Genomic DNA, 14,783 nt, shown 5'->3' on the forward strand with positions numbered 1-14,783 from the left:
CAACGCTATATTTCCCTGCTCCGGCAATAGCCAATGCTATGAAAACTAACATTAATTCCATCGGATGTGAAGCTTTAATAATTCCATCGCCATTTGCTAAGTGCGAAATAGAAACAATAAGCATAGTGAAAGCTAATACGCAAGCTGTGGGACGTGTGAATAAGCCAAGAATGATTAAAGCTGCTCCTACACTTTCCGCTGCCATTGCTGCAAATCCCCAAAAAGAAGTCATAAAAGTTATACCTATTTTGTGCATGGCTGTTCCTAATTTTTCCCAATTTTCGGGGTCTTTAACTATTTTAGGCATTCCATGAAAGCCAGCATAGAACCTCCGATAGCGACTCTTATAATTAATAATCCTACATCTTTGCGAATGTGGGTGATGGATCTACTCATAGTTAGATATGATTTTTATTATAAATATGTCAGTGTAATTTTTTCTTCTTCTACTGTAAGTTGTACTTCTTTACCCAAAATCAAAGCTCTATTATCCTCCATATGTCCTGCAGGAAATCCGAAAGCAATAGGATATTCATACTCGCGAACTTTATCCATAATGATATCCTCAAAACGTTGTCCAAAAGCTGGGTCTGAATCTTTTAAATCGGTAAAACCACCCACAATTAACCCCGCTAATTTATCCAATTTTCCCGCTCTTTTTAAAGTCCAAAGCATTCGATCAATATTGTAATGTGATTCACCTACATCTTCGATGAATAGTATTTTACCTTCATAATCTACGTCAGAAGGAGAAGCCAATACACTCTGCAATAAAGCTAAATTTCCTCCCGTTAGGATACCTTTGGATGTTCCATTACGATTGGGATAGATAGAGTTGGAATATGAAATATCAACATTCTCTCCAAAAAGTGCATTTCTTAATGTAGTAAGCGATTCTTCACTAGCATCCAAAAAAGATTTAACCATTTGCCCATGGATAGTAGGTATTTGAAAGTTATGTTGAATATGACTATGGATGGCTGTAATATCGCTGAAACCAACTATCCATTTTGGTCTTTTCTCAAAAGATGAAAAATCGATTTGGTCAATAATACGTACACATCCATATCCTCCGCGACCTGCTATGATAGCTTTTATTTCAGGATTATCCAATGCTTCTTGAAAATCCTTCGCTCTTAGTGTGTCACTGCCTGCAAACTGATGGTGTTGAGCTGTTACAGAAGAATAAATTATAGGTTCTAATCCCCAATTTTTCAGTACCTCATAAGCTTCCGTTAAGTCTACACTAATATAACTGGCTGGGCAAATAACGGCTATCTTATCACCTTTTTTCAATGGTTGGGGAGTATTCATATTCAATGTTTTAAACGTATATTTTTCAATGTAAATAATTATTGAAGACTTTTTAGAATATTTTGAGCAAGCCTTATTTATTAAGGACAAATTGAATTATCTTTGTACTCTAATTTTTAAAAAGTTTTCACCTTAAAAATACAATATATTGAGCAATTTGTCTAAAAAACGTTATACGATAACTTCGGCTTTGCCGTATGCAAATGGTCCTTTGCATATCGGTCACTTGGCTGGAGCATATATTCCGGGCGATATTTTTGTGCGCTTTTTGCGTCTGAACAATAAAGATGTGGTGTATGTGTGCGGTTCGGATGAACATGGTGCTGCCATTACGATACGTGCTAAAAAAGAAGGTGTTACACCAAGAGAAGTAATTGATAAATATAATAAGCAGATCAAAGAATCTTTCGAAAACTTTGGTATTTCATTTGATATTTACCACCGTACTTCAGAGCCTGTTCATCATGAATTATCACAAGAGTTTTTCTTGAATTTGTATGAAAAAGGTGAATTTATTGAAAAGTTCTCTGAGCAATATTACGACGAAGAATTTAACCAATTCTTAGCGGATAGATATATTACTGGTACATGTCCTCACTGTCAGAATGAAGGCGCCTATGGTGACCAATGCGAAAAATGTGGTACATCATTGAGTCCTACAGATTTGATTAATCCGAAATCTACTTTGAGTGGCAAAACACCTATTCTTAAAGAAACAAAACACTGGTATCTGCCATTGGATAAATATCAACCTTGGTTGGAAGAATGGTTAATCGAGGGTAAAAAGAATGAATTGAAATCCAATGTATTTGGTCAATGCTCTTCTTGGTTGAAATCAGGCTTGCAACCTCGTTCAATGACACGTGATTTGGATTGGGGAGTTGATGTTCCTTTAGAAGAAGCAAAAGGTAAAAAGTTGTATGTGTGGTTAGATGCGCCAATAGGTTATATTTCAGCGACTAAACAATGGGCTATTGACAATGGCAAAAACTGGGAAGATTATTGGAAGAAACAAGCGAATTCGGAGGACGATTCGACGTTGATTCACTTTATCGGGAAAGATAATATCGTATTCCACTGTATTATTTTTCCGGCGATATTACATGCGCATGGTGAATATATCTTGCCAGAAAATGTACCAGCAAACGAATTCTTAAATTTAGAAGGTGACAAACTTTCTACTTCACGTAACCACGCCGTGTGGTTGCACGAATATTTGGAAGAATTCCCAGATAAGCAAGATGAACTACGTTATGTGTTGACTTCAATCCTTCCTGAAACATCAGATTCGGAGTTTACATGGAAAGATTTCCAAGCACGTGTTAATAATGAATTGGTTGCGATTTTAGGAAACTTTGTAAATCGTGTAATGGTTCTTTCACACAAATACTTTGACGGTAAAGTAGTGAAAGGTTCAGAATTTAATGACACAGATAATGCTGTTTTCGACGAATTGGCAAAATATCCTGGATTAATTGAGCAATCTATCGGTAACTACCGTTTCCGTGAAGCGCTTTCTCACTTTATGAATGCAGCACGTTTGGGTAATAAATATTTGGCTGACGAAGAGCCTTGGAAAGTTTACAAAACTGATGAAGAGCGTGTTAAAACAGTATTAAATGTCGCGACTCAAATCGTAGCAAATTTGGCTATTCTGGCGCAGCCCTTTTTGCCTAAGACTTCAGCTAAATTGTTCGAAATGCTAGAACTTCCACAGCAAAATTGGGATAAAGCAGGTACGAAAGATCTTATCTCTACAAATGCTCAATTGGGTGAAGTTCAAATGTTGTTCGAAAAAATCACAGACGAACAAGTTGAAGCACAATTGCAAAAATTAGCAGAGGCGAAAGCAGCGAATGCGATTGCGAACACTTCTGTTTCTCCTGCAAAACCAAATATTTCTTTTGATGACTTCATGAAATTGGATATCCGTGTTGGAACAATTTTAGAAGCGGAGAAAGTGGCGAAAACAAAGAAATTGTTGAAGTTGAAAATCGATACGGGTATTGACCAACGTACGGTAGTTTCGGGTATTGCTGAATTCTTTGCACCAGAAGATATCGTTGGCAAACAAGTTTCAATTTTAGTAAACCTAGAGCCTCGCGAAATCAAAGGTATTCAGTCTCAAGGTATGATTTTGATGGCTGAAGATGCGGATGGTAGATTAGACTTTGTAAATCCTACTTCGGGTATTAAATCAGGTAGTACGGTAAGATAGTCTTGGACTAAGATATATATTGGAAAGAGCAAAGATGTTTACGTCTTTGCTCTTTTTATGGATACTAATTTATTTCTGTTGTTTTTGACAAATACCCAATCAATTTTTAAAGCGTTGCCAGCTTTTTGGCTTTACTTCTTAGCAAGCCTATAATAAATCCAATGAAGGAAGGTAATATCCAGCCTAAGTCTATATCAAAAAATGGTAGGTGATTAAATCGTGAAATCCATTCCGGACTTAATAATCCCAATATTTTTAAAACTCCAATAATAGCAATTAATGTAGCACCAATTAATGCCCCTATGTAAGGTTGTTTAGTCTTTACAAAGCTTCCAAATAGGATGATATATAATACTAAAGTGATGACAATAGGATAAACAAATGCAAGTGGAGGGTAAGCAAATTTAATGATGTTGTCAACTCCGGTCACAGCTAAAGCAGCAGAAACCACACAACAAAGAGTTACCAACAATTTATAACTCAATTTTCCCCCAGATAAATCTGAGAAAAAAGAACCTACAGCTGCAGTTAAAGCAATAGAAGTGGTAAGGCATGCCAAAGCGATACTGATAGCAATAGCGATCATACCATAATCTCCTAAAGTGCTTTTAGCAATATGAATCAATAAGGCCGATCGACTGATGCTCGCATCCGCAATATTCGAGGTCGCCCCTAAATATACTAATCCTCCGTATATGATAAACAGACAGATAGCTGATAGGGCCCCTGAAGATATGACTACCGAACTTTTCTCTTGTACGCTGTTATAGCCTTTGGCTTTTGCTGCATGGATAATTATTCCAGCGAAAATCACCGAAGCTAATACATCCAATGTTTGATAACCTTCGGTAAATCCTAGTGAAAAAGAATCTAAAGCCGTTAATGAGCTACTGGAGTATTCTCCTAGTGGATTAAATATTCCAACTGCAATCAGTAAAAGTAGTAATATAAGAAGGGCCGGGGTAAGAATATTTCCAATGATATCCACTACTTTTGACGGAACAATAGTCAACGCCCAAGTGATCCCGAAAAAAAGTATAGAAGAAACTATAGGATTAAAATTTGGAAAATTTGGAAGAAGCCCTACTTCGTAAGTTGTGGCTGCAGTTCTTGGGATAGCGATCAATGGACCAATACATAGCATAATTATAAATCCTAAAATAGGAGCTAATTTTGGATGCACTTTGTTCCCTAAGTCTTGTAAAGAATTGCCAGATTTAACGATAGAAAGAATTCCTAAAAAAGGCAATAGTATCCCTGTTAAGCCAAAAGCCAATATGGTAATCCAAACATGATCGCCAATTTGTAATCCAATAAAGGGAGGTAGTAATAAATTGCCTGCTCCAAAGAACATTGCAAATAGGGCAAATCCAATAGTAATAATGTCTTGGTTCTTCTTCATTAGGTAGGGTTAGAATAATAGATGGGTAAGTTGTTTAGCTTCTTTCACGTCATGCACACGAAGAATTTGCACACCTCTCTCCAATAATAAGGTGTTTAAAGCTGTAGTGGCATTTAACGATTCTTGAGGCGTAACGCCTAATTTTTTATAAATCATTGATTTTCGAGAAATACCGCCCAATATTGGTAGACCGTGATAATGCAATTCATTTACACGCATTAGCAATTCATAATTTTGTTCTATAGTTTTGGCGAAGCCAAATCCGGGATCAAGAATAATATCTTTTACACCCAATTCTCTTAATTTTGAAATCTTATCTCCTAAATCTACGGCCACATCATTTACTACATCATCATAGTCAGTTAGTTGTTGCATGGTCTCAGGTGTGCCTCGCATATGCATTAGAATATACGGTACTTTTAATTCAGCTACGGTCTTAAACATATCTTCGTCCAAAAGTCCTCCTGAAATATCATTGATAATATGTGCGCCTGACTTAATAGAAGCTTTTGCGACATCCGCTCTGAAGGTGTCAATAGAAAGTGGAATTTGAGGGAATTCTTCTACAAGAACTTCAATAATAGGAATAGCTCTGTCTATTTCCTCTTGTGAAGATATCATTGGTGCTCCTGGGCGGGATGAATAAGCACCTACATCAATAATATCGACACCATCATTTATCATATGAGAAGCGTGATCAATAGCATTCTCTAAGGAATTGTGTTTTCCACCATCAAAGAAAGAGTCAGGAGTAATATTAAGAATTCCCATGATTATAGGTTTCTCAAACGTCATCAACGAACCTTTGATATTGATAGATTGGCATGGGGAAGGCTTTAGCATCTTCATAACTATAAAAATATAAAAAAGGCTGTAATTTTCACTACAGCCTTTTGGTTCTGGTATTTGAAAATATTATTTCACTACTAATACGCCATCAGCCACAATGTTGATGTCTGTTTTAGGTTGCGTAATCTTAGCAATTTCTTCTGCACTTTTGCCAGCATCTTCTGCATTATGTTGCAATTGTTTCACAGAAAGCTCTTTTACCTTAGCTTTACCTTCTAATACTACAGTTTTGCCTACAATATCAGTAGGAACAAAATATCCGTAATCTTTGAAGCGAACCATAATTGGCTCTTCTTGACCTTCACGTTTTAAGGTTAGAAAACATCCTTTCTTTTTACAAACACCTATTACTTCACCCTCTATTTTTCCCGTGTATTCTTTTTTAGATTTTAGGGTGTTTTCCAATTTTTGTACTGAAATCGCATTTTTGTTGTTGATAGCTTTGCCATAATGCACACCTGCTTTAGCGGGTTTGATATTTTCTTGTGCAAAAGCAACTGTTGTTAATGCGATTAAGCATGCACAAAGGCTAATTAACTTTTTCATGGTATTATTATTTACGTATAAATTCAAATTTTCCAGATGGATCCAACTTCATTATGATAGAAGGTTTACTTTTTGCGGTATCGTGTTGCCCGAATTTAACAACATAGTCTACACCTTCTTTAATTTTATCCGCGATTTCGTCGAAATTCGCTGCTGAAGGTTGTCCACTGAGGTTGGCAGAAGTAGAAATGATAGGTTTTCTAAATCGCTGCAACAATTGTTGGCAGAAAGGATGATCTACAATACGTATGCCTATACTACCATCTTCTGCAATTGCATTTTCAGCTAGATTCTTAGCACCTGAATAAATGATAGTCATTGGTCTATCCGTTGCTTCGATTAATTCATAAGCTACATCTGGAATATCCTTTACATAGCTTGCCAACTGATTGTCGTTGTGCAGCAGGATAAGCATACTTTTGCTTTTATCTCTTCCTTTCAAAGCAAATACCTTTTCCACCGCTTCTGCATTAGTAGCATCACAGCCGATTCCCCAAATGGTATCCGTGGGATACAAAATGAGTCCGCCGTTTTTTAATGTTTCTAAAGCCTGATTAATATCCTCTCTATCCACAAATGTATTCGCCATATCTATTAATTTGTTATTAAACAGCAACGTTATGCTCGCGCAAAGCGTCGTTTAATGATGTTTTCTTGTCAGTTGATTCTTTACGTTGACCAATGATCAAGGCACATGGTACTTGATATTCGCCAGCAGGGAATTTCTTAGTGTAAGAACCAGGTATCACTACCGAACGAGCTGGCACATATCCTTTGTATTCTTTTGGCTCTGGACCTGAAACGTCGATAATCTTAGTAGAAGCTGTTAATACGACGTTAGCACCTAATACTGCTTCAGTTTCAACACGAACACCTTCAACCACAATAGCACGAGAACCTACGAATACGTTGTCTTCAATGATAACTGGAGAAGCTTGGACTGGTTCCAATACACCACCAATTCCAACACCGCCTGATAAGTGTACGTTTTTACCAATTTGTGCACATGATCCAACTGTAGCCCATGTATCCACCATGGTACCTTCGTCAACAAATGCACCAATATTTACGTAGGAAGGCATCATAATTACACCTTTAGCCAAATAAGCTCCATAACGAGCAGAAGCACCAGGTACTACACGTACCCCCAATTCTTTATAGTTGGTTTTTAATTTCATTTTATCGTGGTAAACGAAAGGCGCATTTTCGATCACTTTCATATCACGAATAGGGAAATAAAGAATAACTGCTTTTTTTATCCAGTCATTTACGTGCCAGCGATTTCCAAGCGGTTCAGCTACACGTAATTCACCATTATCCAATTTCATAATGATGGACTGTACAGCCTCAAAGTATTCTTTATTGCCTAATAATTGTCTATCTTCCCAAGCTTCTTCGATTAATTTTTGAAGTTTTTGAATTTCCATTTTCTTATATAAATCTCTAAATATTAACTACAAATATGCTCATTTTTCTGCAAATCAATAGCGTGTAGAAGTCATTATTTTGAAAGAATGTTAGTATTTTTGGGTATGGCAAGTGAATCGGAAAAATTACGTATTGATAAATATTTGTGGGCTATTCGTATCTTCAAAACTCGTAGCTTGGCTACGGAAGCTTGCAAAGCCGGACGTGTGAAGCTGAATGGACAAAATATAAAACCTTCTTATGTTGTCAAAGTAGGAGAGATCTACGCTATTCAAAAAGGAATTGAACGAAAAGTAATCTTAGTGACAGGATTGTTGGAAAGAAGAGTAGATGCCAAAACAGCTGTTCAATATTATGAAGATCATACTCCAGTAGAGGAAACCTATGGTTTTAAATCGGTGTTCCAAGCTCCAATCTTAAAGCGTGATAGAGGAACAGGACGTCCAACCAAACGTGATCGTCGTGAAATAGATGATCTAAAGGCCAGTGAATGGTGGGATCAGGAAGAAGATTAGTTTAAGACATTGGAAACATAAAAAAGCAAAATCCTCAAAGTTATTTGAGGATTTTGCTTTTTTATAAGGATAATAGATTATCTATTTTCTAAGTCTACGTATTCACGATCCACTTCGCCAGTATATACTTGACGTGGACGGCCGATAGGCTCTTTGTTGTCACGCATTTCTTTCCATTGTGCGATCCATCCCGGAAGACGACCTAACGCAAATAGTACCGTAAACATTTCTGCGTTGAAACCTAATGCACGGTAGATAATACCTGAGTAGAAGTCAACGTTTGGATATAATTTTCTATCGATAAAGTATTGATCAGATAATGCAGCTTGTTCTAAACCTTTAGCAATATCCAATACTGGATCTTGTACTCCTAATTTTTCTAATACTTCGTCAGCTGCTTTTTTGATGATTTTAGCACGTGGATCGAAGTTTTTGTACACACGGTGACCAAAGCCCATCAAACGGAATGGATCGTTTTTGTCTTTAGCTTTAGCTAAGTACTTCTCTACATCCCCACCGTCTTTTTTGATATCTTCCAACATCTCAATTACAGCTTGGTTAGCACCACCGTGAAGAGGACCCCACAAAGCATTGATACCTGCTGAGATAGAAGCATATAAGTTAGCATTTGAAGAACCTACTATACGTACTGTAGAAGCCGAACAGTTTTGCTCGTGATCTGCGTGTAAGATTAATAAAACACGCATTGCATCCAATACAGCATCATCAAAGATTTTATCGCAGTTTACTTCACCAAAAATCATGTTCATGAAGTTGTCGATATAACCCAAATCTTTTTTAGGGTATACAACTGGATGACCTAATGATTTCTTTTGAATCCATGAAACGATAGTAGGCATTTTACCGATCAAATTCACGATAGTTTGATATTCCTCTTCTTCGTTTTGATTTGGATTTAAAGATTCTGGATAGAATGCTGATAAAGCACCGACTAAACATGAAAGCTGACCCATTGGGTGAGATTTTGATGGGAATCCAGCGAAGAAGTTTTTCATATCTTCGTGAACCATCATTTGACCTTTGATGTCAGATCTGAATTTTTCTAAAACTTGTTTAGAAGGTAATTCGCCATAAATCAATAAATAAGCAACTTCTAAGAAAGTTGATTTTTCTGCTAAATCTTCGATTTTATAGCCGCGGTATTTTAGAATACCTTTTTCGCCATCCAAAAATGTAATAGCACTTTTAGTAGCACCCGTATTTTTGAATCCCGGGTCTAATGTAATATATCCTGATTGGTCTCTTAATTTTGAAATATCAATAGCTTTTTCGTTCTCAGTTCCTGTGATTACAGATAACTCAAGCGTCTTGCCATTTAAAGTTATAGATGCTGTTTCCGACATAATCAATTTTCTTGTATACACAAAAGTATAAAATTCGATAAGAAAAACTAAACTTAAAACAAGTTTAAATGACATTTATCAGTCATAAATTAAAAGTTTTCATAAGTCTAACTATCTGATTATCTAATTCTGTAAAAAACCTGAGAAATAATTTACGAAAAATTTGTTATTCTACGAGATATTCGTAGATTAGTGTTTTAATTGAAAATGTACTACGATGAAATTAGAGAAACTTACTATACAAGAAGAAGAAGCAATGTTGTCTGTTTGGCAATTAAAGGGCGGTTTTGTAAAAGAAATCTTAGATAATATGAAGCCCGAAGAACAAGTTCCTTATACTACACTAGCTTCTACAATTAAGAATTTAGAACGAAAAGGTTACGTAAAAGCTGTAAAATACGCGAATGCTAAACGATATGAGCCTACCATTACGTTAGAAGAGTATCGTGCAAAGTTTATGAATTCTTTTGTGGGTGACTATTTTAAAAATTCTTACAAGGAAATGGTTTCCTTCTTTATTAAAGAAGAAAAATTGAGTGAAAAAGAATTGGAAGAGCTGATGGAAATGATCAAGCATAATAAATCCTGATGCAATGGAAAATCTACTAACCTACATACTTCAAGTAAACCTTTTATTGGCTTTAATTTATTTCGGGTACCACTTCCTTCTGAAAGGGTTGACTTTTTATGTACTAAATAGGATTTATTTTATAATAGCCAGTATATATGCTTTTGTATATCCATTTATAGATATTAAAACTTGGTTTACTAAAAGTGAAGTAATTGATACAGCATTTCTGCCTGAATTTATTACTCCTGTTTTTTTGAATAATTCTGCAAGTTCTGGAATATCACTATTGGATATTATTATTGCTGTGTTTAGTACGGTAGCAATTGTTTTTGTGCTAAAATTTTTGGTTCAACTATTTAGTTTGCTTCGTATTCACTTAAATTCTAAAGATGCTACATGGCATTCCTATTTATTCCGTAACGTCTTATTTCCAGTAGTTCCTTTTTCATTCTTCAATAAAATATATATTCATAAAGAGCAACATCGAGAAATCGAGTTGCAAGATATTTTCGCACACGAAATTGTACATGTTAGAGGCCATCACACAGTAGATATTTTGTTGTTCGAAATAATATTGGTGTTTTGTTGGTACAATCCCTTCGTATGGCTGATGCGCAATGCTGTACGTCAAAATTTAGAATTCCTGACTGATCAACAGGTGCTAAATAAAGGGGTAGACAAGCAAAACTATCAATATTCGTTACTACATGTCACCAAGCAAGGTGCTGCGGTGGGTATTAGTAACCAATTTAATTTTAAAACCCTAAAAAAGCGCATTATGATGATGAACAAAAAACGCTCTTCCAAATTGGAATTGAGCAAGTATGCTTTCTTACTTCCTATCTTGTTGATCGCAGGAGCGTCCTTTACGATAAGTAAAGCAGAAAAGAATATTGAAAAAATAGTGAAGAAATCACAAAACACCACCGTGTTAGATGAGAGTTTAAAAGTAAAAATGGAAGGTGAAGTTGGTGAATTATTAAAAAATACGATTGGTACGGATATAATTTCTTTAGATACAAGTAATCAAGAAAAGGAATATCCATTATTAGCACCTGATTTTGACCGCAATGAACTAGAAGGTAAAAACCTCCATTTTGAAATTGATGGAAAACTGGTTAGTCTTGATGAATTTCTAGAATTTCCCAGAAAGGAAATTTCTGCTGTAGATATTTATAAAGACAAGGAAGAGATTCGTAAGAAAATTGGTAAGGATAATTCCGAAGGTTTATTTGTATTAACTTCAAAAAACAAAAAGCCAGCTCAAACGCAAGTCGACGTCAAAAGCCTGAAAAGCAAGTCTGAAATTGATAAAACAAAGAAATTTATTTACGATTACGACGGCAAGATTGTTTCTAAAAGTGAATTTTTAGCAATTGCTGATGAGAACTTAAAGCAATTAACACAAATGATGTCAAGATCGGTTATGAAAGGAAAATACAGTTCGTTAGTATCTAACTGGGAAGATTATGACGGTGTAATACACGCAATCTCTGCTCAAGGTGAAGAAAAATTAAAAGAACAAAGAGAGAAGGCACTATATATCCTAGACGGAGTAGAAAAAGGAAAGGGTTTTGATTTATCGAGCATAAAAGCTGATGATATTGAATCTATTTCTGTACTAAAAGATCAAAGTGCTATTGCTTTGTATGGAGATAATGGTAAGGATGGTGTGATTATAGTCACTACAAAACACAATTCATCGGCGCGCATAAAAGAAAGGTCAAATGATGAAATAGGGATATTTTTAAAAAATGATGATGACTCAAACACCAATACGCGAAGTCCAGGTATAAGACTAGAGGGGAAAAATCAATAAATGAAATACCTAAAGAAGAGCGACCACTTTTTGTCATCGATGATAAAGCTCAGAACTTAGATTTTGATATAAATTCTTTAAATCCTAATGATATAGAGTCCGTATCGGTTTTTAAAGGAAGTAGCTACATAGCTGAATTTGGTGATAACGCTAAGAATGGTGTTATTAAAATTGTTACCAAGAAAAATAAAAACAAAGAGGTTGTGATAATTGGTTACAAATCAAAGGAAAGTGACTCTGTTAAAGTTAATACTAAGGGAGCTATAAAGGAAGTAACAGTTACAGGATATAAAAAATAAAATAAGTATTTATTAAAGACAAATAGCACTCAACTTGAGTGCTATTTGTTTTAAGATTTAATATGAGATATTAAATCTTATTTATAAGCGAACACTTCACCCAGATCTTCGTTACTTGTAAAAGTACAGCCTAAGTCAGTTAATTCACCCGTACCAATGTTGATCACCATACCGTGTACAGCTAAATCGTCACGGTCCTTCCAAGCATTTTGTACGATAGAAGTAGTACAAAGGTTGAAAACCTGCTCTTTAACATTTAATTCAATAAGACGATTTACTTTATCCTCGTGATTTTCGATAGCATCAATTTCAGCAGCGTGAAGACGATAGACATCTTTAATGTGGCACAACCAGTTGTCAATTACACCAAATTGTTGACGGCTCAAAGAAGCAGCTACACCGCCACAACCGTAGTGACCTGCAATGATTACGTGTTTTACTTTCAATACATTAACCGCATAATCCAATACAGATAACATACTCATGTCAGAGTGGATTACCATGTTAGCAATATTACGGTGTACAAATACTTCACCTGGTTTTTTACCTGTGATTTCATTTGCCGGAACTCTACTATCCGCACATCCAATCCAAAGTACTTCAGGGCTTTGACCTTTCGCTAACTGTTGAAATCTTCCTGATTCGTCTTGTTTTACGAAATCAACCCACTCTCTGTTACCTTCTAATATTTTCTCAAATCCTAATTCTAAGTCTTTGTTACCCATTTTGTTAAATTTATTTTGTGAGTCTCTAAACTAGGAGACCAAGTTAAAGTTTTTGTGATAATTAATACTATAATTTTTAAACTATTCTTTGAAGTTTAGCCTTCTTTGTACGTACAGACTTTCGTTTGTATGATACATCTTGTAATTCTATGTCTAAACCTTTGCTCATGGCATTTTGTTCAAAGTCTTTTAAAACTTCTAACACATCTTTATCGATGAACTTACTATTCTTGCCGTCTATAACCACTTTCTCTACGGAACGAGGTAGACTGTATAGTTTTTGTTGAATTGGCACTTTATTCAAAAATGAAACCTCTTCAGCTAATGTCAATACTGCTGTTTGTTCTTCTGTAATTTCAAACTTATATGCATTTTGCATATTGGCACGAAGGATATAAAATGTTGCAACCAATATACCTATACCTACACCCATCAATAGATCCGTGAAAACTATCGCAACTACTGTAGTCGCAAATGGAATAAATTGATCTAAGCCTTTGCGGAACATTTGTTGAAATAAAGCTGGCTTAGCCAATTTATAACCTGTATGCAATAGAATAGCAGCCAAACACGCTAATGGAATTAAGTTGATAATCGAAGGAATCGCTAATAAAGCAACTAATAGCCAAAAGCCGTGTAGAATTGACGATTGTCTTGTACGGCCCCCTGAATTCACGTTTGCTGATGAACGTACGATAACTGAAGTCATAGGCAAACCTCCTAAGAAACCTGAAGTCATATTACCCACACCTTGTGCTATTAATTCGCGATTGGTTGGCGAATTTCTTTTAAATGGATCCAATTTATCTACCGCTTCCAAACTTAATAAAGTCTCTAAACTAGCAATGATGGCTAAGGTAAAAGCTACTACCCAAACTTCTTTGTTTAAAATTTGAGAAAAATCTGGAAGTACAAATAAACCTGTAAATTCAGCCAGTGAAGAAACAGAAGGAATAGATACAAAATGACTTGGAATTAAAGCCATACTTGTTCCTTGGAAGGCGTATCCTAATCCTACACCGATAAGTACAACAACTAGCGGTGCTGGCATTTTGTTCAAATATTTAATGGATGGCCAGAAGATAAGCACTAAAAGAGACAAGGCACAAATGATGGTAGCTCCTAAATTAATACTTGAGAAAATAGTGTCCGCATAGGCTGCGACCCCGCCACCATTGTCCATTTCAAATGCGTGACTTTCGGTCATACCGAAGGCTAACGGTAATTGTTTCAAAATAATGGTGATACCAATAGCAGCAAGCATACCTAAAATTACAGAGGATGGGAAATAATTTCCAATCATACCTGCTTTCACCACACCTAATATTAATTGAATAACACCTGCTAACATCACTGCTAACAAGAAGGTTTCATATGCGCCTAATTTTTGTATAGCACCAAAAACGATGACAGTCAAACCTGCCGCTGGACCAGAGACACTCAATGGTGACCCCGAAATAGCACCTACAACAATTCCACCAATGACACCTGTCAATACTCCAGCAAACAAAGGTGCTCCTGAGGCCATGGCAATACCCAAACATAAAGGCAAAGCAACAAGGAAAACTACAATTGATGCTGGAAAATCATATTTTAAGTCCCTTTTCGATAACTTAAGAAAAGCGGACGTACGAGTTCCTAACATATTATAAATTGTTTAATAATTATCTAAATACATGAGTTGACACACACGAAAATCATACTGTACTTGATTTCAAGTACAATAAAAAATT

15 protein-coding genes are annotated in these 14,783 nt (G+C 35.7%); 5 read left to right on the forward strand and 10 right to left on the reverse strand.

The annotated features are described in order from the left end of the window. On the reverse strand, window positions 1–307 hold a 307-nt coding region (locus G5B32_RS05355), incomplete at its 3' end, for a DoxX family protein (protein WP_165290523.1). A gap of 107 nt (window positions 308–414) precedes the next feature. Beyond that, on the reverse strand, window positions 415–1,314 hold the full coding sequence (locus G5B32_RS05360; RefSeq protein WP_165290524.1) for an LD-carboxypeptidase: 900 nt from the start codon (window positions 1,312–1,314) through the stop codon (window positions 415–417). Window positions 1,315–1,462: 148 nt separating this feature from the next. Between G5B32_RS05360 and metG the strand changes: the two genes are divergently transcribed. Further along, window positions 1,463–3,532 (forward strand): methionine--tRNA ligase, encoded by a 2,070-nt coding sequence (metG, locus tag G5B32_RS05365; RefSeq protein ID WP_165290525.1) that lies wholly within the window; start codon window positions 1,463–1,465, stop codon window positions 3,530–3,532. 106 nt (window positions 3,533–3,638) lie between these two features. Here the strand turns inward: metG and brnQ are convergent, their stop codons facing one another. The 5 genes from brnQ to G5B32_RS05390 all read right to left on the reverse strand — a co-directional run bounded on the left by brnQ (window position 3,639) and on the right by G5B32_RS05390 (window position 7,756). Then, entirely contained in the window at window positions 3,639–4,934 is a 1,296-nt protein-coding gene (brnQ, locus tag G5B32_RS05370; protein ID WP_165290526.1) for a branched-chain amino acid transport system II carrier protein, read from the reverse strand. A 9-nt stretch (window positions 4,935–4,943) separates the two neighbouring features. Continuing rightward, window positions 4,944–5,783 (reverse strand): dihydropteroate synthase, encoded by an 840-nt coding sequence (folP, locus tag G5B32_RS05375; RefSeq protein ID WP_165290527.1) that lies wholly within the window; start codon window positions 5,781–5,783, stop codon window positions 4,944–4,946. A gap of 66 nt (window positions 5,784–5,849) precedes the next feature. Then, entirely contained in the window at window positions 5,850–6,329 is a 480-nt protein-coding gene (locus G5B32_RS05380; protein ID WP_165290528.1) for a DUF4920 domain-containing protein, read from the reverse strand. Between the two features lie 7 nt (window positions 6,330–6,336). Then, entirely contained in the window at window positions 6,337–6,918 is a 582-nt protein-coding gene (locus G5B32_RS05385) for an L-threonylcarbamoyladenylate synthase (protein WP_165290529.1), read from the reverse strand. Window positions 6,919–6,934: 16 nt separating this feature from the next. Then, a complete protein-coding gene (locus G5B32_RS05390; protein ID WP_165290530.1) occupies window positions 6,935–7,756 on the reverse strand; it encodes a 2,3,4,5-tetrahydropyridine-2,6-dicarboxylate N-succinyltransferase in 822 nt (273 codons plus the stop codon). An 87-nt stretch (window positions 7,757–7,843) separates the two neighbouring features. On the opposite strand from G5B32_RS05390, the gene G5B32_RS05395 reads away from it, so the two are divergent. Further along, window positions 7,844–8,272, forward strand: coding sequence for an RNA-binding S4 domain-containing protein (locus tag G5B32_RS05395; protein ID WP_240899006.1), 429 nt, complete (start codon window positions 7,844–7,846; stop codon window positions 8,270–8,272). Window positions 8,273–8,349: 77 nt separating this feature from the next. Here the strand turns inward: G5B32_RS05395 and G5B32_RS05400 are convergent, their stop codons facing one another. Then, the gene (locus tag G5B32_RS05400; protein ID WP_165290531.1) at window positions 8,350–9,636 is read right to left on the reverse strand and encodes a citrate synthase; all 1,287 of its coding nucleotides are present in this window, start codon (window positions 9,634–9,636) and stop codon (window positions 8,350–8,352) included. Window positions 9,637–9,853: 217 nt separating this feature from the next. Here G5B32_RS05400 and G5B32_RS05405 point away from each other — a divergent pair, with 217 nt between their 5' ends. Genes G5B32_RS05405 through G5B32_RS17635 form a run of 3 tightly spaced genes read left to right on the forward strand, consistent with a single transcriptional unit; the run spans window position 9,854 to window position 12,325 of the window. Continuing rightward, on the forward strand, window positions 9,854–10,225 hold the full coding sequence (locus G5B32_RS05405) for a BlaI/MecI/CopY family transcriptional regulator (protein WP_165290532.1): 372 nt from the start codon (window positions 9,854–9,856) through the stop codon (window positions 10,223–10,225). A 4-nt stretch (window positions 10,226–10,229) separates the two neighbouring features. Further along, window positions 10,230–12,026: a M56 family metallopeptidase gene (locus G5B32_RS05410; RefSeq protein ID WP_165290533.1), complete on the forward strand. Its 1,797-nt coding sequence runs from the start codon at window positions 10,230–10,232 to the stop codon at window positions 12,024–12,026. Between the two features lie 5 nt (window positions 12,027–12,031). Beyond that, window positions 12,032–12,325, forward strand: a complete 294-nt coding sequence (locus G5B32_RS17635) for a TonB-dependent receptor (protein ID WP_410528460.1) — start codon at window positions 12,032–12,034, stop codon at window positions 12,323–12,325. Between the two features lie 77 nt (window positions 12,326–12,402). Here the strand turns inward: G5B32_RS17635 and G5B32_RS05420 are convergent, their stop codons facing one another. Both G5B32_RS05420 and G5B32_RS05425 read right to left on the reverse strand, forming a co-directional pair. Beyond that, on the reverse strand, window positions 12,403–13,050 hold the full coding sequence (locus G5B32_RS05420) for a carbonic anhydrase (RefSeq protein WP_165290534.1): 648 nt from the start codon (window positions 13,048–13,050) through the stop codon (window positions 12,403–12,405). 76 nt (window positions 13,051–13,126) lie between these two features. Further along, the gene (locus tag G5B32_RS05425) at window positions 13,127–14,695 is read right to left on the reverse strand and encodes a SulP family inorganic anion transporter (protein ID WP_165290535.1); all 1,569 of its coding nucleotides are present in this window, start codon (window positions 14,693–14,695) and stop codon (window positions 13,127–13,129) included. Window positions 14,696–14,783 lie beyond the last annotated feature (88 nt).

The sequence above is a fragment of the Sphingobacterium sp. SGL-16 genome (genome assembly GCF_011043515.1).
GTDB classification, from domain to species: Bacteria; Bacteroidota; Bacteroidia; order Sphingobacteriales; family Sphingobacteriaceae; genus Sphingobacterium; species Sphingobacterium litopenaei.

What these genes read in the sequence shown, in the direction of transcription:
- G5B32_RS05405 (WP_165290532.1), top strand. Translation starts at nt 9,854, where the DNA reads ATGAAATTAGAGAAACTTACTATACAAGAAGAAGAAGCAATGTTGTCT.
- G5B32_RS05395 (WP_240899006.1), top strand. Translation starts at nt 7,844, where the DNA reads ATGTTAGTATTTTTGGGTATGGCAAGTGAATCGGAAAAATTACGTATT.
- G5B32_RS05420 (WP_165290534.1), bottom strand. Translation starts at nt 13,050, where the DNA reads ATGGGTAACAAAGACTTAGAATTAGGATTTGAGAAAATATTAGAAGGT.
- G5B32_RS05410 (WP_165290533.1), top strand. Translation starts at nt 10,230, where the DNA reads ATGGAAAATCTACTAACCTACATACTTCAAGTAAACCTTTTATTGGCT.
- G5B32_RS05390 (WP_165290530.1), bottom strand. Translation starts at nt 7,756, where the DNA reads ATGGAAATTCAAAAACTTCAAAAATTAATCGAAGAAGCTTGGGAAGAT.
- G5B32_RS05360 (WP_165290524.1), bottom strand. Translation starts at nt 1,314, where the DNA reads ATGAATACTCCCCAACCATTGAAAAAAGGTGATAAGATAGCCGTTATT.
- folP (WP_165290527.1), bottom strand. Translation starts at nt 5,783, where the DNA reads ATGAAGATGCTAAAGCCTTCCCCATGCCAATCTATCAATATCAAAGGT.
- G5B32_RS05385 (WP_165290529.1), bottom strand. Translation starts at nt 6,918, where the DNA reads ATGGCGAATACATTTGTGGATAGAGAGGATATTAATCAGGCTTTAGAA.
- brnQ (WP_165290526.1), bottom strand. Translation starts at nt 4,934, where the DNA reads ATGAAGAAGAACCAAGACATTATTACTATTGGATTTGCCCTATTTGCA.
- G5B32_RS05380 (WP_165290528.1), bottom strand. Translation starts at nt 6,329, where the DNA reads ATGAAAAAGTTAATTAGCCTTTGTGCATGCTTAATCGCATTAACAACA.
- G5B32_RS05425 (WP_165290535.1), bottom strand. Translation starts at nt 14,695, where the DNA reads ATGTTAGGAACTCGTACGTCCGCTTTTCTTAAGTTATCGAAAAGGGAC.
- G5B32_RS05400 (WP_165290531.1), bottom strand. Translation starts at nt 9,636, where the DNA reads ATGTCGGAAACAGCATCTATAACTTTAAATGGCAAGACGCTTGAGTTA.